The organism is Ignavibacteria bacterium (assembly GCA_041649015.1).
Classification (GTDB): Bacteria; Bacteroidota; Ignavibacteria; order Tepidaquicellales; family Tepidaquicellaceae; genus CAIKZJ01.
Genome location: JBAZNU010000001.1, coordinates 530345 through 547949 on the forward strand (window position 1 = coordinate 530345; position 17605 = coordinate 547949).

The window sequence follows — 17605 nt, forward strand, 5'->3', positions numbered from 1 at the left end:
AAATATTAAAAAGGAGCATAATGAAAGAAAAGAGTATTGAGCTTTTAAACAAAGCAGTAGCGGATGAACTCTCTGCGGTTCATCAATATATGTATTTTCATTTTCACTGCGACGATCAGGGATATGACCTGCTTGCGAGTCTTTTTAAGAAAACGGCAATAGAAGAAATGATGCATATAGAACTATTAGCCGACAGAATATTATTTCTGAAGGGCGAGGTTGAATTAGCGGCTTTAAATGAGGTAAAGAAAATTCACGATGTAAAAGAGATGCTCAAGATGGCAAAGGAGATGGAAACAGGCAGTGCCGATGCGTACAACAAATGGGCGAATGAATGTGCACAGAATGCAGATTCGGTTTCAAAGAAACTTTTTGAGACGCTGGTTGAAGACGAAGAAAGACATTTTTCACAGTATGACGATGAGACAGAGAACATGCTTAAGTTTGGCGATAACTATCTTGCGCTGCAATCAATAGAAAGAAGCAAGACGGTTGCAATAAGACCTGCGACAGGCAGGCCGGAAGGTGTTTAGTCCGTTGATTGACGCAAAGAACGGTATTTAAAATGGAAGGGACTGATAAAAACATCAGTCCCTTTTTAGTTAGCATTATGAAAATAAAATCTTTGTGATACTACATGCTTTTTAAAGAATGGGTTTTAGTAACTCATCTCATCAATTTTAACTTTGCCTTTATATATTTTTTGAATTATAACCGTATAAGTTATTACAAAGGGCATTCCTATGATCGCCATTATAAGCATAATCATTAAAGTTTTCTGCGAAGATGCTGCGTTGTATATGTTCAAACTGTATTCGGGATTCAGGTTCGACAAAACAAGGTTCGGGAAAATGCCTATCGCAAACAGCACCAGCAGCATTGCAATTGTTGCAGATGATGACAAAAACGCTCTAAACTCCTTGCCATGATGAATTTCTCTGGGAATGTTTGCTATTGCAAGCATAGTAATGATCGCCAGAAGAAAGAATGGAGGGAAATCTTTAAAGTGGTTTACCATAGCAGGATAATAGATTAATGTTGCCATAGTAGTAGTGACAAAACAGATTGTAAAGAAAATAATTGTATTATTAACCCAGCCTCTTGTTTGAATTTGCAGGTCCCCTTCGGTTTTCATAGCCAGATAGATTGCACCATGCATCATAAACAATGAGATTGTTGTAATACCAACGAGTAAAGAATATGGGTTTAACAGTTCGAGAAAAGTACCGGCATATTCTTTGTCATAACCGATTGCGATACCCGTGATAATATTTCCCAAGGCAACACCCATGAGCAAAGCGATAAAGATACTTGAAAAACTAAATGCTCTATCCCACCAAGCTCTCCATTTCATATTCTCCTGTTTACTCCTGAATTCAATCGCTACGGCACGAAATATCAGAAAAAATAGAAGAAGCATGAAGGCGATATAGAAACCCGAGAAAACTGTTGCATAAACATCGGGAAATGCCGCGAACAGTGCTCCTCCGCCAGTTACGAGCCATACCTCATTCCCATCCCAAACAGGACCGATAGAATTAATTGAAATTCTTCGATTTAAATCGCCTTTTGTAAGCAGGTGTAAAGCACCTACTCCAAGGTCGTACCCATCAAGGATAGCATATCCAGTAAGCAAAATTCCAACCAGAATAAACCAGATAATATTTAAATCCATAATAATTTAATTGTTTTTAATTATTGCTTTCTGAGAAGAATAAACCTCATCAGAAATCTCACTCATACCGGGACCATGTTTAATTTTTCTATCGAGCAAGAACAAAAAGAGCAAGAACAAAAGAGCGTATATAAGAAGAAACAGTATAAGAGAGAAAAGCACCTCGCTTCCGGAAACTGATTTTGAAAAGGCATCCTTTGTACGAAGCAAATTATAAACTATCCACGGCTGTCTGCCTACTTCGGCAGATATCCACCCGAGTTGATTTGCGGCCTGCGGGAGAAGTACAGAAGCTATAAGGACTTTAAGCATAATTTTATTTTTAAAAAGGCGCTCATTGCGAAGCATGAATATTGAGAGCACGCTTATAAAAATCAAAGTCATACCAATGAAAACCATAATATGATATGTTTGAAACACAAGGTTTACAGGAGGTCTATCCTCGCTGCTAAACTCATTCAAGCCGGTAACAGGAGTTTTTGAATCTCCATGAACGAGATAGCTCAGCATACCCGGGATAGCAATACCAAAATTAACGTTCTGCCGGCTATCGTCAACCCATCCAAAAAGATAAAGAGGTGCAGACGATGTATTGTAATGACCTTCAAAGGCAGCAAGCTTTGCAGGTTGATTTTCGCTGATACCAACAGCACTTTGATGACCAGTAAAAAGCTGAAAAAGCGACGCAAACATTGCGAGTCCGAGGGCAATCTTTATAGATTTTTTAGCGAAATCGTGATGCTTGTTTTTAAGCAGGTAAAATGCTGAGACACTTAAAACAAGGAAGGCACCCGTGAGCCAAGCGCCTGAGAGCGTATGGAGAAGTCTTTCCACCGATGAAGGATTGAAAACCATAGCCCAGAAATCAGTAATCTCTGCCCTCATAACGCCTGCATTGTTAACGATATGATAACCGGCAGGAGTTTGCTGCCAGGAATTTGCAACAACAATCCAGACTGCACTCATCATAGAGCCCAAAGAGACCATGATTGTCGAAAAGAAGTGCATTTTAGCGGAAACCCTATTCCACCCGAAAACAAGAATCGCGAGAAAACCCGATTCAAGAAAGAAAGCAAATATTCCTTCGGCAGCTAACGCGCTTCCGAAGACATCTCCGACAAACCGTGAATAAGTTGCCCAGTTTGTTCCGAATTCAAACTCCATAACGAGACCTGTTGCAACACCCATGGCGAATACCAGCGCGAATACCTTTATCCAGAATTTGGTTATATGTTCATACGTTTTATTCTTCGTTTTGATGTACATCCCTTCCATTATAACAAGGAGTACCCCAAGCCCAATGCTAATTGGAGGGTATATGTAATGAAAAGCTATAGTAAAAGCAAATTGAATCCGTGATAATATTTCAGTATCCATTTTAAAGAATAAGATTAAACAAAACTATAAATAATTTAGATTATAACATAGAACAATTAGCTTTATAAAACCGGCAATAAATATGGCTTGATTTATTATGAGCATATGCCCATATTGTATATTATGCCAAGACCGAAGAAAATAAGGAAGGTATCGTGCAGTCCTGAGTCAAGCTATTACAAGCCAAGGGGCATTCCTTTAAGAGAGCTTGAAGAGGTAATATTAACGATTGATGAGCTGGAAGCCATAACATTGACCGATATAAAGAAGCTGTACCAGGAAGAAGCAGCTGCGAAAATGAACATCTCAAGACAGACGCTTGGAAGGATTGTTGAAAAGGCGCATTCAAAAATTACAGAAGCAATTCTTTACGGTAAAGCGATAAAGATTGAGGGCGGAAGTTATACTCTTGGAAGAGCGAACAACCGCAAGTGCAGGATTTGCAAGAACAATTTTGTGCTGACAGACAAGATTATAAAAAGCAATAACTGTCCCAAATGTAATAAACTAAAAAGAATAAAGAATTAATCTGATATTTTCACAAAAGCAAATTATAAACAAATGTATTACAATAACATACTTGAACTGATAGGCAAGACACCGCTTGTAAAGATTAACAACATTACAAAAGGAATAAAGGCGACAGTACTTGCAAAAATAGAGTTCTTCAATCCCGGGGGAAGCGTAAAAGACCGCGTCGGCCTGGCAATGATAGAAGATGCGGAGAGCAGAGGTTTATTAAAACCCGGCTCGACGATTGTAGAGGCAACGAGCGGAAACACGGGTATAGGACTTGCTTTAGCGGGACGAGTAAAAGGTTACAGAGTAATACTCGTTATGACGGATAAAATCGGACAGGAGAAAAGAAATTATTTAAAGGCACTTGGAGCAGAGGTTGTTATTGTACCGAAAGAAGCCCTGCCTGATTCACCTGACTATTACAGAAACAAAGCAAAAGCTCTTTCACAAGAAATACCGAATGCAATTAATTTGAATCAATACGCTAATAATGCAAACCCTTTTAGTCATTATTACGGAACGGGTGCGGAAATTTGGAACGATACAGACGGAAAGATAACACATTTCGTTTGCGGAGTGGGAACAGCGGGAACGATAACGGGTGTATCAAAATACTTAAAAGAGAAGAATCCAAACATAAAAGTGACAGGGGCAGACCCGGTCGGTTCAAATTTCAGACTGTATAAAGAGACAGGAAGCACAGGAGAAACAACGCTACATCAAATTGAAGGTTTAGGAACGGATATTATTCCTCCGATAACAAATTTTGATTATGTAGATGAAATAGTAAGCGTGAAAGATTCAGACTCAATTAATATGTGCAAGAGACTTGCTTTAGAAGAGGGCATCTTTTGCGGAGCGTCTTCGGGTACGGCTGCTTACACTGCTCTTGATGTAGCAAAGGGGCTTGACGAAAAGGCAGTTGTAGTGTTTATCGTTTGTGATACGGGAGAGAGATATTTATCGAAGTATCATAACGATGACTGGCTGAAAGAATACAATTTTTATGAATGACAAATTCATTTTCAAAGAAATCACTTTTTAAAAATATAATAAAGAAAAATATTATGAAAGTAGCGATTCCAACACATTCGGGAAAAGTAGATGACCATTTTGGTCATTGTGAATATTTTAAGGTGTTTACAACAAATGATAAGAAAGAAATTATACACGAAGAAATAGTATCTTCACCAGACGGCTGCGGATGCAGGTCAGATGTAATTGAAAAACTGTCTCAAATAGGCGTTAAAGTAATGCTTGCGGGAAATATAGGGGGCGGAGCTGTTAACAAGTTAAGCAATTACGGTATAGCAGTCGTAAGAGGGTGTTCAGGCGAAGTGAATACTGTTTTAAATGATTGGCTAAACGGAAACATAAAAGACAACGGAGAAATGTGCCAAGAGCATGAACATCATCATGAGCATAACCATCAACACCAACATAGACATCAGCATGGAACTGATTGTAATTGAACTATTAATAAAGAAGAACCCACATTTTAAAAAAATTTAAAAATATATAACCATGGAAGAAAACAAAGTAATTGCGATGCCGAGAATCGGCGAAAGCGCCCCTGAATTCAAAGCGGTAACGACTCAGGGCGATATTAATTTCCCCTCGGACTATAAAGGAAGCTGGGTAATATTATTCAGTCATTCTGCAGACTTTACGCCTGTATGTACATCTGAGTTCATGACGTTTGCAACAATGGAAGACAAGTTTGCAAAGGCAAACTGCAAATTAGTTGGACTTTCGGTTGACGGATTGTACAGTCATATTGCATGGCTGAGAACCATCAAAGAAAAGATTGAATACAAAGGTATGAAAGATGTAGAAGTAAAGTTTCCGTTAATAGAAGATATTACGATGGAAGTTGCCGGGAAGTATGGAATGATACAACCAGGGGAAAGTTCAACAAAGGCGGTCAGGGCAGTGTTTTTCATCGACCCGAAAGGAATAATCCGTGCGATAATATATTACCCACTAAGTCTCGGAAGAAATTTTGACGAGCTTTACAGGGCGTTAATAGCGATGCAGGCAGCGGACGAGTTCTCAATAGCGACACCGGCAGACTGGAGACCCGGTGATGACGTGATAGTACCCACTGCGGGATCCTGCGGAGTGGCAAAAGAAAGAATGGAAAGCAAAGACAAGATAAAATGCTATGACTGGTTCTTCTGCACAAAAGAAATTCCAGAGAAGACAATACTTGATAAAATAATTAAGAAATAAATAAATTTGCACCCTGTGTTTTAGAAATAAAACACAGGGTGGTAATTATTTGATATCCAGTAAAACTTAAGATAAATTATGATTCAGTTTTCTTAAAATCTGAAATAAATTTTTATATTTTGTGGGAATAATAACTGTTTGTATTTTGTATCTATCGAGCATTTTTTTTACTGTTATTCCATAATTTCCTGACATAACAGAGGTAGCACCTTTTGAATGTAAAAATTCAACAGCCTTTTTACCTGAGTGTTTAATTAAATCCTTACCTGGATTTTGTACAAACTCAATTTTACAAGAATCCTCGTGGACGAAGCAGAAAAACTTTGCTTTTCCAAAACACTCTTCAAGGGGAGAATTTTTGTTGTCTTTTTTTATTGTTATTACTTTCATACTACAATTAATTGGGATTTGCAATGTTAACAAAATTATAGCTGTTACAAAGGGGACAACCTTCTTTATTTGATTTATTCACGATGTTATAGATACATTCGCATACCAGGCATTTCTGCCAATTACCACTATAATAAATGTTTTTGCCAGAAAGTTTTAAGGTCCTTTTTTCAACAAGCGAGGTTGACAATTTAATTCTTGCTCGTTTGTATATTCTGGTAAATGTAGGTCTGGAGATTTTCATCAATTTTGCTGCTTTGGACTGGTTTAAACCTTCGTAATCGATTAACTTAATGGCTTCAAACTCTTCTGCAAGGAACAAAACGCTATCGGCATCAGAGTTATTTTTTCCTCCGGGAAAAAAACTAACCTCAGAATATGGTGATAATATCTTTCTTTGTTTAATCGGACGTGCCATAATTTAATGTTATTCTATTTAGTGCTTACTATGTTTTAAAATGTTGTAATAATAGCGGCAAAGTTTACTTGCGAATTCAAATTTAGATGTAATTTAAAAACAATTTTATTATTAATGAAGTCTAATAATAATTATTATGGCAAAAGAATCGCTGCAGATAAAACAGTTGTCCACAATCCATTTTTATCACCTTTAGCTGTTTGAGTAACGTTAAATGTTTTCACAATTTTTCCTGACATTCTGAAAACCTGCTCTCTTTCGTTCCAATTAGTTTCCATATCAAATTGTAAACCTAATGAAGATGCAAGCATTTGAGCGGCTAAATCTTCAGCATAGTCACCGCAAATGGATTCTTTGATACCATGCGGGTGATATTCGGACAGATATCCATACTGCGATTTATCCGAAGGAATAGCAACTCCAATCGATGAAGCAATAAGTCGGTTAGGTTCGTTTGTAAAATTTCTTGCCATAACGGAAAAGGTAATCTGCCCCTGAGATATTTCTTTCAAACCATCATCACGAGATAATATTTTACAGCCTGGCGGGAATATACTGCTAACCATTACAAGATTACAGATTTCTATTCCAGCGTTGCGTAATGCCGATTCAAAAGAAGCTATATAATCTTTATGCTTTCCAACGCCTTTTGTAAAGAATATTTTATTTGGAACGAACAATATTGTTTAGTGACGATGTTCTTTGCATTGTTTATCTGGATCGCTTTTTAGTTTATCATCCAGAAACAATTTCACGGCATCTTCTGCATTCAATTCATCCGTAAATATCGTTTTAATACCGTTAGCATTTAAATCATCGATTAAACCAGGACCACCCGAACAACAAAAGAGATAATTACAGTCTTTCAGACCTTCAATAATTCCTAAATGTCTGCCACTCCCTTGTTGTTCGTGATTATGATGCTCCATGCCATGATGTTCGTGGTGCTGATGACCTTCCTTTTTGTGCATCGTATAAGAATTTACTCTTTTTTCAATGTTTGTGATGTCTTTATTGTTAACCTCAAAGACAATAAACATTTCGCATTTCCCAACATGACCTGTTATTGTTGCTCCGTTGTCAGACGCTACTGCTATTTTCATTTGTTGTTTAATTTAGTTTAATAATAGTTATGAACATATGTTCATAATTAAACTATGGATAAATGTTTATTAAATCAAGAGTAAAACACGTGCCAAATACTGATACCACTTTTTCCTTAGTCGATTAAAACAAAGTAAAATAACAGGTGCACCAATGACATTGCTATCAAGCTAAAGCAATAAAACAACCAGACGGATTTAGAATTTAATCTTTACCACCACAATATCCTCTACCCCTACCTCTGCCCCTGCCACCGCCAAAACCTCTGCCAAAGCCGAATCCTCTACCGCCACTAAAACCTCTGCTAAAGCCGAAACCATTGCCTTTGCCACGATTTGAATTATCTCTCTTCAATCCAGATGTTGTTTCCTTGTTATCGGTTACTGAGTTATCAGAAATGGTTGAATTGGGTCTATTGCATTTTCCTAATTTTTTTCCTGTCATTGGTCCATTTCCTACCGGACCTGTTCCATTTAAGTTTGGCATTTTAATCTCCTGTTTTAAAGTTTAACATATTGTTTTTAAGTGATTTATTAATAAAGTCACAACAAACCATGATTTTTGTTTATTATGAAATAATTATTTTGATATTTTATCTTTTTTAGTATACCTTTATTTATTAATTTATTAATGGCACACGATTCCATATTTGATTTTTTTAAAAATTCATCAACAGCATCATAACGCATAGGATGCACAGCCAAGATACTAAGAAGTTCTTTTTCTGATTCTAATAAAAACGAAAAGTTAGTTCCTTCGTTTGATATTGCAAGTTTAACATTTTCAATATTATCTTTAAATATTTGAAAAGCATAATTAATTATCTTTTCATCCGGTGTTTTAACGAATGTTTCTGCAGGCGGACGCGTTGGGATTAAAATATATGGTATTGCAGGATTTATACTGCTTATGAATTTTGCCGTCTCTTTTAGTGATATAGCATCATCGTTTATATCTTTCAAAAGCATTGTTTCCGTAACTAATTTCCCGGGGTAAGTGATTGCAAATTCTTTAACCCCGTTTAAAAGCTTTTCAAGTTCCAGGCTTCCATGAGGTCTGTTTATTTTATGCCATAAGTCAGGAATAACAGTATCAATTTTAACTGAAACCAAATCAGCTTTCATTAAATCTCTTCTTACGTCTTTGTCCCATAATAAAGAAGAATTTGTTATAACTGCAATATTAATTCCCAAAGGTTTTAATATTTCTATACTTTTTCCAATGTTAATATCGAGTGTAGGCTCTCCATCTGAAACAAAAGTTAAATAGTCTATATGTTCCTTAATAATTTTTAAACTCTTAACTTTCTTTGCTGCTTCATCAAAGATTCTTTGGGGTTGGAAAATTTCTTTTCTTTTTGTTGTTAGATTATTTGTGTTACCAATTTGACAATAAATACAAGAATAGCTGCATGTTTTCGAAGGGATATTATTAATTCCTATGCTTCTTCCTAATCTTCTTGAAGGTACGGGACCGAACACAATTTCTACCTTATTTATTTCAATATTTGTTTTTAACATAATTCGTACAGTGTTTAGCAATAGTGTAACTAATTAAACAATTAATTCTATTTCTCAATCATAAGTTAGCCTTGTTTCTTTGCTGCTTAACGTTGGTTTTAACAAATCGACCCATTCCTCGGATTTCCATGTTTTAATTTCTTTATGAGTTAAGTAATATTTTTCAGGGATAGGATGAGTACCTACAACAACTTTCAGACCGTGTTTATTTTCAACAAAAGATTTGAAGTAATTTATGTTTGGGCAAGGAGGATAACCAACCAGCATTCCGGTTGCAAAATGAATTACATCGACTTGGTTTTTCTTTAGTTCTTCCATACTGTTTTCAATATTTCCTCCTGGGCAACCTCCGCACGAAGTATATCCTACAACTTCGACATCTTTATCTGCATACAAGTCGAAAGCACCCGACCTTTCTTTAATTGCCCTGAAACATTTACCACCTGCGCAGCTTTTATATCTGTCACAGATTATGATACCAATATTTATATTTTCAGCCATACTTTTTTATTGTTTTTATTTGATTAATTTTTACTGTACAATAATACACCTTTCCCCTTTTTATAACCCGACCTTCTTTCTATTGCTTCGCATTTAACTTTAAAGAGAAAGTATATTGGTCTTTTTTCGTCGATCAATGTTTCATAATTTCCCTGCCCTTTTGCAATTACAATATCGGCATTTTTATAAATATTTTTAAACTCAGGCGTACATTCTTTTAAATCAGTCCCCGCAATTGTACTGCCACTTTCAATTACTTTGCAAATTTTATCCAGATTGAGTTTCTTTGCATCCTTAAAAGTAATATCGTTTAATACCTGCCTTGAGCGGACAGCAAAAACCGTGTTCACATTCTTTAACTCCTTAATAAGGAGTTTGTCAAATAAAGCTTCTTCATAATTATCGCCTATGTATAATAACAGTTTTGCACTTCGCAAATCCTTTTTAAATTTCCTTAAGGCGGATAACTCTATATCAGAGGATAAGAATCTGTTTATTTCGTGTTCCATTTCGAAATCAGGATTAGTACCTATATCAATTACATTTCCAATTATTGCTGCCCTTATTGACATCTCCAGTTCATCTTTTGATTCCTCAACAAGTATCTTTACATATTTGTAATATCTTTTAACCTTTCTCAGGTTTTTTTCTTTAATGGGATCGTATAGATTAGTAGAACCTGTATATTTCTCAATAATCTTCTGAGATTTAGATGAAAAATATGGCGCACTTTTATTAATACTTAAACCATAAATTTCTTTACAGATTTCCTTTAAAATTTTAAGTTGCAATTTTTTATTGTCTTAGTAAACATATTTGATGTATTGTATGCCTGCTTTACAATGCAGGGTATACACGACGGGTCAAGGAACATTTCTTGTCTTTAATATTTTAAAAAGTTGTTATTATGAAGCCATATTTTCCATATAATAATGTTTTCCAGCAAATTCAACTTCTCTAATTATTCTTTTGTCAATCATTTCTTTGAGTTTGTTCGAGTCAATATTATTTTTTATATAGTGTTTTACTGCTTCTTTACTAATTGGGTGAATTGAAAGCAACCCTAACAATTCATTTTCAAAATCATCGGTAGCAATAAATTCATCCTCTGTTGGACAGCATAATAGTGTCGATTTTGATATTTTATCCTTTATGAAAATTTTTAAGTGCTCAAGGTCCTCTGGTTCCGGACTAACAGCGTAATTTATTTCCGGAGGGAATATGGGTACTGTAAAATATGATACTGCTCTATTTAACGTGTTAAGGTATTCTGAAAGTCTTCCTAACTCTACATTATTGTCGTTTATATTTTTAACGATTGTTGTTTCTGTTGAGAGAGTTCCTCTAAACTCTTTCGAGAACGTTTTGATACCATCAAGTATTAAATCGTATCTTAATCTTTTATGAGGACGGTTAATTTTATGCCACGTTTCCGGATTAACGGTGTCAATTTTAACAGATACATAATCGGCGAATTTAATGTTTTCTTTTATATGATTATTCCAAATAAGTGACGCATTCGTAAAAACAGCTATTTTATAACCAAAATCTCTTAATATTGATATTTCTTTTGATAATTCTGTATCAAGTGCGGGTTCGCCACTTCCGGTAAACACTATGTAATCTATTTTCTTATTTAGTTTTTCTATTTCATTTAATTTGTTTTTTACGGAAAGATGAAGTTCGAACGGAGAAAGACAACTGTTTGTACATATTGAACAGCAGTTTTTATTGCCTGAGGAACAATATATACAATTATATGAACAAACGTTTGGTTTTATATTGTTTACCCCAAGAACATATCCAAGTCTTCTTGAACGGATAGGTCCGAATACTACTTTACATTTAAGAGATTTATTCGAAAGAATATTCTTCTCAAGTAAATCACATATTGCTGCCGCCTTTATTTTAAACCATTGCTTAATATTAGTCATTTTATACCCCTTCATTTCAAGTCTAAAGACAGTTAACATTTATCACTTTTATACCGAATTATTTTATCCATGGCTACTGCGATTACCATTTGTTTTTTAATTATGTTTTATTATTTTGTTATGAACATATGTTCATAATTAATTTATGTAATAATATTTAACAAGTCAAGCGAATAAATCATTCTTATAAATATTGTTTAAAAAGTGTTTTGCAACAACTTTAGAGAGTTCAAGAGAAAACACACCTATTGTCAGAGCATCATAACAATAAATGGTTAAAGAAAACAATTAAGTTGTAACAGAATTAAATAATTATAAAACATTTAACAAATTAACTATCGAACAATGGACACAAAAAATCTTGGGATTAATTCTAAGCTTATTCATGGAGGCGGTTACAAAGATCTATCGGGATGCGTAAACGTTCCAATATTTCAATCTTCTACGTTTCAATTTGAAAGCGTAGAAGAGGCGGCACTTTGTTTTAACGGAGAAAGCGACGGCTATATATATACAAGACTGGGGAACCCTACAATCAAAGTTCTTGAAAACATTATTACTGATCTTGAAAAGGGTTTTGGTGGTATAGCCACAAGCTCGGGAATGGGAGCAGTTAATACTGTTTATATGGGGTTGTTAAAAAAAGGTGACCACATTATTAGCTCAGATGCTGTCTATGGTCCTTCAAGGGTTGTTATGGAAGAGTATTATTCAGGCTTTGGTATAGAGTCGTCATATGTTACCTCTTCAAACATAGAAAATATTATTAAAGCAATTAAACCAAATACAAGAGTATTGTATTTGGAAACTCCTGCAAATCCCACAATAGAAATAAGTGATTTAGAGGCTTGTGCAAAAATTGCAAAAGACAATAACTTGATAATGGTTGTTGACAACACTTTTTCAAGTCCCTACTTGCAAAGACCTCTGGAGTTTGGCGCTGATATTGTTTTACACTCGTTAACAAAATTTATTAATGGACATGCTGATATTGTTGGCGGTATCGTTGTAGCTAAAGAAGAATCAATGTATAAAAAACTTCGATCAACTATGATTAACCTTGGTTGTAATATGGACCCACACCAGGCATATTTTGTAATTAGAGGCATTAAAACACTTGGTATTCGAATAGAAAAAGCACAAGCAAGCGCTATGATAATTGCAGAATTTCTTGAAAAGCATGAAAAAGTAGAGTGGATAAAATATCCTGGACTTAAATCTCATCCACAGCACCAACTTGCTAAAAAACAGATGGACGGATTTGGCTCAATGATTAGCTTTGGCTTAAAAGGTGGATTTGAAGCAGGAAAAACTTTATTGAATAATGTTAAACTTGCAATGCTTGCAGTTTCTTTGGGAGGAGTTGAGTCTTTAATTGAACATCCGGCTTCTATGACACACTCTAAAATTTCAGCGAAAGATAAAATTAAAGCAGGGATAACAGACGGACTTGTAAGATACTCAGTGGGTATAGAAGATGTCAAAGATTTAATTTCCGATCTAGAACAAGCATTTTCTAAAATTTAATAAAACATATTCTTACAATTAATCTTACTTAAAGGAAAACAAAACATGAAAATAGCAATTCCTACTTATTCGGGTAAAATTGATGATCATTATGGTTATTGTGAATATTTTATGGTTTATACAACAAATGCAGAGAAAGATGTTATATGCGAAGAAATGATAGCATCTCCCAACGGATGCGGTTGTCAGTCCGATATTGATAAGAAGTTATCACAAACAGGTGTTAAAATAATGCTTGCAGGAAATATTGGCAGCGGAGCAGTAAACAAATTAAACAACAGCGGAATAACGGTTGTCAGAGGGTGCTCCGGGGATATTCAAAATGTTTTGAGCGAATGGCTAAAGGGAAATATTAAGGACAACGGTCAAATATGTAAAGATCACGAACATCATCACGAACGTGAACATAAACACGGTAATAATTGAAATTAGTAATCAAATATGATACATAATCATATTAAAAAAATAAACATGGTTGAAAATAATTCTGTTAAACTATCCCCTATAGGATACACAATAAAAGTGGTATCAAAATGGTTCGGCTTTACCGGTTTGTATGTAGCATTTTCGGTCTGTCCAGTCGGAATTGGCTCTGCAAGTATTATTGGGGCAGTATTTGTTTTATTTTTCAGGATTGGAGAATTTTATATAATTTTATAAAATCAAAAGTTTTAAAAAATGAATGATTTATTAACAATAATAATTTTTGGTGTTTTAATAAGTGTGGTTTCTCTGTCCGGCGGAGTCATTATGCTATTTAAAAAGCAAACGCAGTCAAAACTTTTTTTACCACTTGTTGCCTTCTCCGCGGGCTCGCTCATAGGCGGCGCCTTTTTTATGATGATTCCAGAGGGTTTAAATCATTTTAAAGATGTCAAAATGTTCTTCTTAATATTTGCTTCAGGCTTTAGTCTTTTCTTTGTATTAGAGCAGTTTTTACATTATCATCACTGTAAAAAAGCGGAAAGCGATTGCAGAAAGCCTATGTCCTATTTGATATTAATTGGAGACGGGCTTCATAATTTAATAGGAGGTTTGTCAATTTCGGGGCTGTTTCTTATAGATTTTAATCTTGGCTTAATCGCATGGTTGGGCGCTGTCTTCCACGAAATTCCACAGGAGCTTGGCGATTTTGCAGCGCTTGTACACGCGGGATGGGATAAGAAGAAAGCATTAATTTATAATCTGCTTTCATCTTCTACGTTTTTAATCGGCGGGTTCATCACTTATTTTATTGCGGATAAAATTGAAGTATCATTTCTTATACCATTTGCGGCGGGAAACTTCCTGTATATTGGAGCAACAGATTTAATTCCAGAAGTTAATAAACACACAACCATAAAAAACAATATTATTCACGGTCTGTCATTTTTAATAGGTGTTACTTTGTTGTTTGCTCTTAGTTTATACCACAGCCATTCGTGATAAACGTTAATAAACACTTTATAAGATAAAGGAAGCAGAGTACTTATAATGAGGTTACTTATTAAAACAACACTATAAGTCATTAAGTTATAGTGTTGTTTTATTAAAACGGGTACAACGCTTTAATCGTTATTTGATAAACATCATACGTTTGATTTCATAAAAACTTTCTGAGTGCAAGACACAGAAGAACATTCCTGAAGAAAGAGATTTAGCATCAAAGTCGGATTCATAAGAGCCCGGAATTAAATAACCTGCAAAAAGTGTCCGGACTTCTTTACCGAGAATATCATAAACCTTAAGACTTACGTATTCATTACCTTTCGGAACGTCGAACTTAATTTTTGTTGACGGGTTAAACGGATTCGGATAATTCTGATAAAGTTTAAATGATGAAGGTGTGTTGCCGGAGACAGGGTTAATACCTGTTATGAAAGGTGATGATACAGATTTCATTATAACAGGAGATTTATCTGCTGCGTTATAAAGGGCTACAAACTTCTCTATATCGGGCGAACTGATTCCCTGAATATAATTTACTAATCCGGATGTAACAGTCTGATAACAGAGTTCGGCGGAAATTGTAAACTGCGCCCCGCCTGCGGCAGGTACTTTATAATAAATAACATCTTTGCCAGTACCCTGCGCGGCGCCGAGTCTGTTAAAGTTTGTGTCGTTAACTGCACCGCCCACAATAGCAACAGTATCATAGCTTGGATGGGATGTATTAAATCCTTTGGGCGGCAGACGATTATCTTTTAAGTAAGCCGCAGTTCTTAACAGGTTGAAAGTGAAATTCCCATTAACGTCTTTTAAAACACCTTCATATATCTGAACCTGATTTTGGTTAGTAATTTCAGAATAGTGCTGTTCGTAAAGCGAATCCAGACCAATGATTTCGCCCTGAGCATTCCAGTTTCCGGACTCAAAGACTGTGTTATTACTCTGGTCTTTTACTTTTAAATGAACCCACATTCGTCTGTACGGAATGCCCGTTGGTATTTTATGTCCTGTAAGATTTTCAACAGTTACGCCGATGTTCATAAACCCTGCGCTGTATGAGGGTGTAATGGCAATATTCACGGCGCTTTCCTTTAACATCTTTTCTGTGTAAACCAATGTAGTATCAAAGTTTGGTCCTGAAGCAGACAAGCGGAGCGAATCAATATTATTTTTCAGGACTCTATTCATAAATTTATTGCCGCCGCTAAATAGATGCTTCCAGAAAGGACTTCTTTTGGTTGTATCCCATGGGGGAATAGTGGAAATATCAATCGGTGTATTCGTAATAGGCATATGGCATGTCTGGCATGGGATGTTGTATGTTTTATACATGCTGTTTTTCCACTCTATGTAAGGTGTCTGTTCGGGAAATGATCCGACGATTTGTCCTGCATAATTTATAGTGGGAGTGAACAATGTATGGCATGTAGCACAAAGTTCTGAATTGTTCATATTAAGCGAATGCATTGTGAAATAATTAACGAATGTGACCATAGGCTGAGTGAAGGGATTCGGGTAAGGACCGTAAATAATACGCTCAGTGGTTATGTTATATCCACCGCTATAGCTTGATGAAGAACCGAAGTTTGTGTTTTTAATCTGGTGGCATGAAGTACAGCTAACGCCGTCGTTAGCAAGCGTGTCTGCTTTCATTTGTGTCATTGTGTAACCTGAATCGCCATTCTGTATTGCCTGCCTGTGTCCCATCGGAGCGTGACATTTCGTACAAGTACTTTCTATAACAAACTGGAATTGCGGATGAGTATGAATTTCTTCGGCCACGATTGCCCGCCAGAACGGGTCCTTAGACGCATTTCCCATCATAGATGAGCGCCAGTAAGTAACGGGTGAAATATCTACACCGTTTTCCGATAGTATTATTCCATCACCGGTGTGACAAGTTGCGCAGTTGCCTGAGCCGGAAAAGATAGATGAAGTCTGAGTCGGCAAAGGGGTTTGCTGAGCCAGAGAAATATTCACAAGCAGCAGTGCAACAAATATTGAGATAGACGATAAGAATTTCATACGAATAATATTAAGTTACCTTTTAAGTTAGCAATTAACGGGTCACGAAAAAATGAATAAACAGCAAATAGATTTTTAGAGATGGAGCAAAGAAAAAGGGGCACACTGAAATAACTGGTTTACAAGACTATATTTGAAGAGAATGTTTTTTCCGCGGAGTGCCCAGGGGGACAGAGTAAAACAATTTGTTGAACAAAATATAATTTTAACTCAGAAGAAGGAATAGAACGCGGATTTTATAATTGTTAAGAGAGAATATTTTTCCGCGGAGTGCCCAGAGAGCCAGAGAAAATAATTGATAATTGATTATAGCAAAAAATTAATTACAATTTAGAAACGAAAAAAAGCACTTTTAAAGCAACTGAATATTAAGACCAATTTGAGTACAAGGAGGGTGCAAGATTAAGAAAAAGCGAAAGTGCAATTTCAGAACGTTTTAAGGGATTCAATATTTAAAAAATAACAGAGAAATTTTATCACCTATTTTACACACTCCCTTCATTATTAATCACAACAAAAACCAAAACTTGGACACGGCGTTTTTTTGTCGATTTTTTTGTGCGGATTTTAAGGGAGAGAAAATACAGGGGTTTATTTTAAGAAAAAGATTTTTTTAAAGGGAAAAATATTTTTAAAATGAGAATTTTCGTGGCACAATTTCGAAAAATGTTGTGATTAATAATGAAGGGAGCATGTTGGTTGAAAGTTCAATGTTTTTTAGTTAATAAATAACATCTGATTTTAGAAGATAGGACTTTCATTATTAATCACAACGGAAACGAAAACTCTGACGCAGAAAATGAGAAAAATATTTTTTCAAAAATGAGGAAAGATGATAAAACGTGGATTTAAAATATTTGAAAATTTATAAAAACTAAAATGATGCTTCGGTTTGACGGAAAAATATCAGAGTTTCCGAAAATGTTGTGACTATTAATGGAGGGAGAATATTAGC

General features: G+C 35.4%; 21 protein-coding genes. 9 read left to right on the forward strand and 12 right to left on the reverse strand.

Annotated elements, in window-relative coordinates; translation table 11 throughout:
* Positions 1 to 20 precede the first annotated feature (20 nt).
* A complete protein-coding gene (locus tag WC644_02325) occupies positions 21 to 533 on the forward strand; it encodes a bacterioferritin (GenBank protein MFA5010766.1) in 513 nt (170 codons plus the stop codon).
* A 125-nt stretch (positions 534 to 658) separates the two neighbouring features.
* Here the strand turns inward: WC644_02325 and cydB are convergent, their stop codons facing one another.
* Entirely contained in the window at positions 659 to 1675 is a 1017-nt protein-coding gene (gene cydB / locus WC644_02330; protein ID MFA5010767.1) for a cytochrome d ubiquinol oxidase subunit II, read from the reverse strand.
* 6 nt (positions 1676 to 1681) lie between these two features.
* Positions 1682 to 3052, reverse strand: coding sequence for a cytochrome ubiquinol oxidase subunit I (locus WC644_02335; protein MFA5010768.1), 1371 nt, complete (start codon positions 3050 to 3052; stop codon positions 1682 to 1684).
* A 123-nt stretch (positions 3053 to 3175) separates the two neighbouring features.
* Here WC644_02335 and WC644_02340 point away from each other — a divergent pair, with 123 nt between their 5' ends.
* From WC644_02340 to WC644_02355, 4 genes are read left to right on the forward strand one after another with little or no spacing between them, the layout of a single operon-like run.
* The gene (locus WC644_02340) at positions 3176 to 3580 is read left to right on the forward strand and encodes a DUF134 domain-containing protein (GenBank protein MFA5010769.1); all 405 of its coding nucleotides are present in this window, start codon (positions 3176 to 3178) and stop codon (positions 3578 to 3580) included.
* 33 nt (positions 3581 to 3613) lie between these two features.
* Positions 3614 to 4585, forward strand: coding sequence for a cysteine synthase family protein (locus WC644_02345; protein ID MFA5010770.1), 972 nt, complete (start codon positions 3614 to 3616; stop codon positions 4583 to 4585).
* Entirely contained in the window at positions 4582 to 5043 is a 462-nt protein-coding gene (locus tag WC644_02350; GenBank protein ID MFA5010771.1) for a NifB/NifX family molybdenum-iron cluster-binding protein, read from the forward strand. The genes WC644_02345 and WC644_02350 overlap by 4 nt, the downstream gene beginning before the upstream one ends.
* Positions 5044 to 5095: 52 nt before the next feature.
* On the forward strand, positions 5096 to 5803 hold the full coding sequence (locus WC644_02355; GenBank protein MFA5010772.1) for a peroxiredoxin: 708 nt from the start codon (positions 5096 to 5098) through the stop codon (positions 5801 to 5803).
* 66 nt (positions 5804 to 5869) lie between these two features.
* Here the strand turns inward: WC644_02355 and WC644_02360 are convergent, their stop codons facing one another.
* The 9 genes from WC644_02360 to WC644_02400 form a co-directional block, all read right to left on the reverse strand.
* Complete coding sequence (locus tag WC644_02360) at positions 5870 to 6193, reverse strand: NifB/NifX family molybdenum-iron cluster-binding protein (protein ID MFA5010773.1); 324 nt, start codon at positions 6191 to 6193, stop codon at positions 5870 to 5872.
* A 7-nt stretch (positions 6194 to 6200) separates the two neighbouring features.
* A complete protein-coding gene (locus WC644_02365; protein MFA5010774.1) occupies positions 6201 to 6611 on the reverse strand; it encodes a DUF134 domain-containing protein in 411 nt (136 codons plus the stop codon).
* Positions 6612 to 6745: 134 nt separating this feature from the next.
* Positions 6746 to 7294: an arginine decarboxylase, pyruvoyl-dependent gene (locus WC644_02370; protein ID MFA5010775.1), complete on the reverse strand. Its 549-nt coding sequence runs from the start codon at positions 7292 to 7294 to the stop codon at positions 6746 to 6748.
* Positions 7295 to 7297: 3 nt separating this feature from the next.
* Complete coding sequence (locus tag WC644_02375) at positions 7298 to 7714, reverse strand: NifB/NifX family molybdenum-iron cluster-binding protein (protein MFA5010776.1); 417 nt, start codon at positions 7712 to 7714, stop codon at positions 7298 to 7300.
* Positions 7715 to 7919: 205 nt separating this feature from the next.
* Positions 7920 to 8201, reverse strand: coding sequence for a DUF5320 domain-containing protein (locus WC644_02380; protein ID MFA5010777.1), 282 nt, complete (start codon positions 8199 to 8201; stop codon positions 7920 to 7922).
* 56 nt (positions 8202 to 8257) lie between these two features.
* Positions 8258 to 9235, reverse strand: coding sequence for a radical SAM protein (locus tag WC644_02385; protein MFA5010778.1), 978 nt, complete (start codon positions 9233 to 9235; stop codon positions 8258 to 8260).
* A gap of 54 nt (positions 9236 to 9289) precedes the next feature.
* The gene (locus WC644_02390; protein MFA5010779.1) at positions 9290 to 9736 is read right to left on the reverse strand and encodes a CGGC domain-containing protein; all 447 of its coding nucleotides are present in this window, start codon (positions 9734 to 9736) and stop codon (positions 9290 to 9292) included.
* 23 nt (positions 9737 to 9759) lie between these two features.
* Positions 9760 to 10527 carry an ARMT1-like domain-containing protein gene (locus WC644_02395; protein MFA5010780.1) on the reverse strand — a complete coding sequence of 256 codons (768 nt, stop codon included), beginning with the start codon at positions 10525 to 10527 and terminating at the stop codon, positions 9760 to 9762.
* A gap of 114 nt (positions 10528 to 10641) precedes the next feature.
* Positions 10642 to 11670: a radical SAM protein gene (locus WC644_02400; GenBank protein MFA5010781.1), complete on the reverse strand. Its 1029-nt coding sequence runs from the start codon at positions 11668 to 11670 to the stop codon at positions 10642 to 10644.
* A 345-nt stretch (positions 11671 to 12015) separates the two neighbouring features.
* Between WC644_02400 and WC644_02405 the strand changes: the two genes are divergently transcribed.
* From WC644_02405 to WC644_02420, 4 genes are read left to right on the forward strand one after another with little or no spacing between them, the layout of a single operon-like run.
* Positions 12016 to 13197, forward strand: a complete 1182-nt coding sequence (locus WC644_02405) for a PLP-dependent aspartate aminotransferase family protein (GenBank protein ID MFA5010782.1) — start codon at positions 12016 to 12018, stop codon at positions 13195 to 13197.
* 45 nt (positions 13198 to 13242) lie between these two features.
* Complete coding sequence (locus WC644_02410) at positions 13243 to 13623, forward strand: NifB/NifX family molybdenum-iron cluster-binding protein (protein ID MFA5010783.1); 381 nt, start codon at positions 13243 to 13245, stop codon at positions 13621 to 13623.
* Positions 13624 to 13638: 15 nt separating this feature from the next.
* Positions 13639 to 13857: a hypothetical protein gene (locus WC644_02415; protein ID MFA5010784.1), complete on the forward strand. Its 219-nt coding sequence runs from the start codon at positions 13639 to 13641 to the stop codon at positions 13855 to 13857.
* A gap of 18 nt (positions 13858 to 13875) precedes the next feature.
* Positions 13876 to 14622 (forward strand): ZIP family metal transporter, encoded by a 747-nt coding sequence (locus WC644_02420; protein MFA5010785.1) that lies wholly within the window; start codon positions 13876 to 13878, stop codon positions 14620 to 14622.
* A gap of 129 nt (positions 14623 to 14751) precedes the next feature.
* Here WC644_02420 and WC644_02425 read toward each other — a convergent pair whose 3' ends face one another.
* Positions 14752 to 16650, reverse strand: coding sequence for a T9SS type A sorting domain-containing protein (locus tag WC644_02425; protein MFA5010786.1), 1899 nt, complete (start codon positions 16648 to 16650; stop codon positions 14752 to 14754).
* Positions 16651 to 17605 lie beyond the last annotated feature (955 nt).

Excerpts from the sequence above, each read along its gene's own strand:
- WC644_02390 (MFA5010779.1), bottom strand. The coding sequence starts at position 9,736 with ATGGCTGAAAATATAAATATTGGTATCATAATCTGTGACAGATATAAA.
- WC644_02375 (MFA5010776.1), bottom strand. The coding sequence starts at position 7,714 with ATGAAAATAGCAGTAGCGTCTGACAACGGAGCAACAATAACAGGTCAT.
- WC644_02380 (MFA5010777.1), bottom strand. The coding sequence starts at position 8,201 with ATGCCAAACTTAAATGGAACAGGTCCGGTAGGAAATGGACCAATGACA.
- WC644_02410 (MFA5010783.1), top strand. The coding sequence starts at position 13,243 with ATGAAAATAGCAATTCCTACTTATTCGGGTAAAATTGATGATCATTAT.
- WC644_02345 (MFA5010770.1), top strand. The coding sequence starts at position 3,614 with ATGTATTACAATAACATACTTGAACTGATAGGCAAGACACCGCTTGTA.
- WC644_02340 (MFA5010769.1), top strand. The coding sequence starts at position 3,176 with ATGCCAAGACCGAAGAAAATAAGGAAGGTATCGTGCAGTCCTGAGTCA.
- WC644_02360 (MFA5010773.1), bottom strand. The coding sequence starts at position 6,193 with ATGAAAGTAATAACAATAAAAAAAGACAACAAAAATTCTCCCCTTGAA.
- WC644_02385 (MFA5010778.1), bottom strand. The coding sequence starts at position 9,235 with ATGTTAAAAACAAATATTGAAATAAATAAGGTAGAAATTGTGTTCGGT.
- WC644_02335 (MFA5010768.1), bottom strand. The coding sequence starts at position 3,052 with ATGGATACTGAAATATTATCACGGATTCAATTTGCTTTTACTATAGCT.
- WC644_02420 (MFA5010785.1), top strand. The coding sequence starts at position 13,876 with ATGAATGATTTATTAACAATAATAATTTTTGGTGTTTTAATAAGTGTG.
- WC644_02355 (MFA5010772.1), top strand. The coding sequence starts at position 5,096 with ATGGAAGAAAACAAAGTAATTGCGATGCCGAGAATCGGCGAAAGCGCC.
- WC644_02365 (MFA5010774.1), bottom strand. The coding sequence starts at position 6,611 with ATGGCACGTCCGATTAAACAAAGAAAGATATTATCACCATATTCTGAG.
- WC644_02400 (MFA5010781.1), bottom strand. The coding sequence starts at position 11,670 with ATGACTAATATTAAGCAATGGTTTAAAATAAAGGCGGCAGCAATATGT.
- WC644_02415 (MFA5010784.1), top strand. The coding sequence starts at position 13,639 with ATGATACATAATCATATTAAAAAAATAAACATGGTTGAAAATAATTCT.
- WC644_02325 (MFA5010766.1), top strand. The coding sequence starts at position 21 with ATGAAAGAAAAGAGTATTGAGCTTTTAAACAAAGCAGTAGCGGATGAA.
- WC644_02405 (MFA5010782.1), top strand. The coding sequence starts at position 12,016 with ATGGACACAAAAAATCTTGGGATTAATTCTAAGCTTATTCATGGAGGC.
- WC644_02425 (MFA5010786.1), bottom strand. The coding sequence starts at position 16,650 with ATGAAATTCTTATCGTCTATCTCAATATTTGTTGCACTGCTGCTTGTG.
- WC644_02350 (MFA5010771.1), top strand. The coding sequence starts at position 4,582 with ATGACAAATTCATTTTCAAAGAAATCACTTTTTAAAAATATAATAAAG.
- cydB (MFA5010767.1), bottom strand. The coding sequence starts at position 1,675 with ATGGATTTAAATATTATCTGGTTTATTCTGGTTGGAATTTTGCTTACT.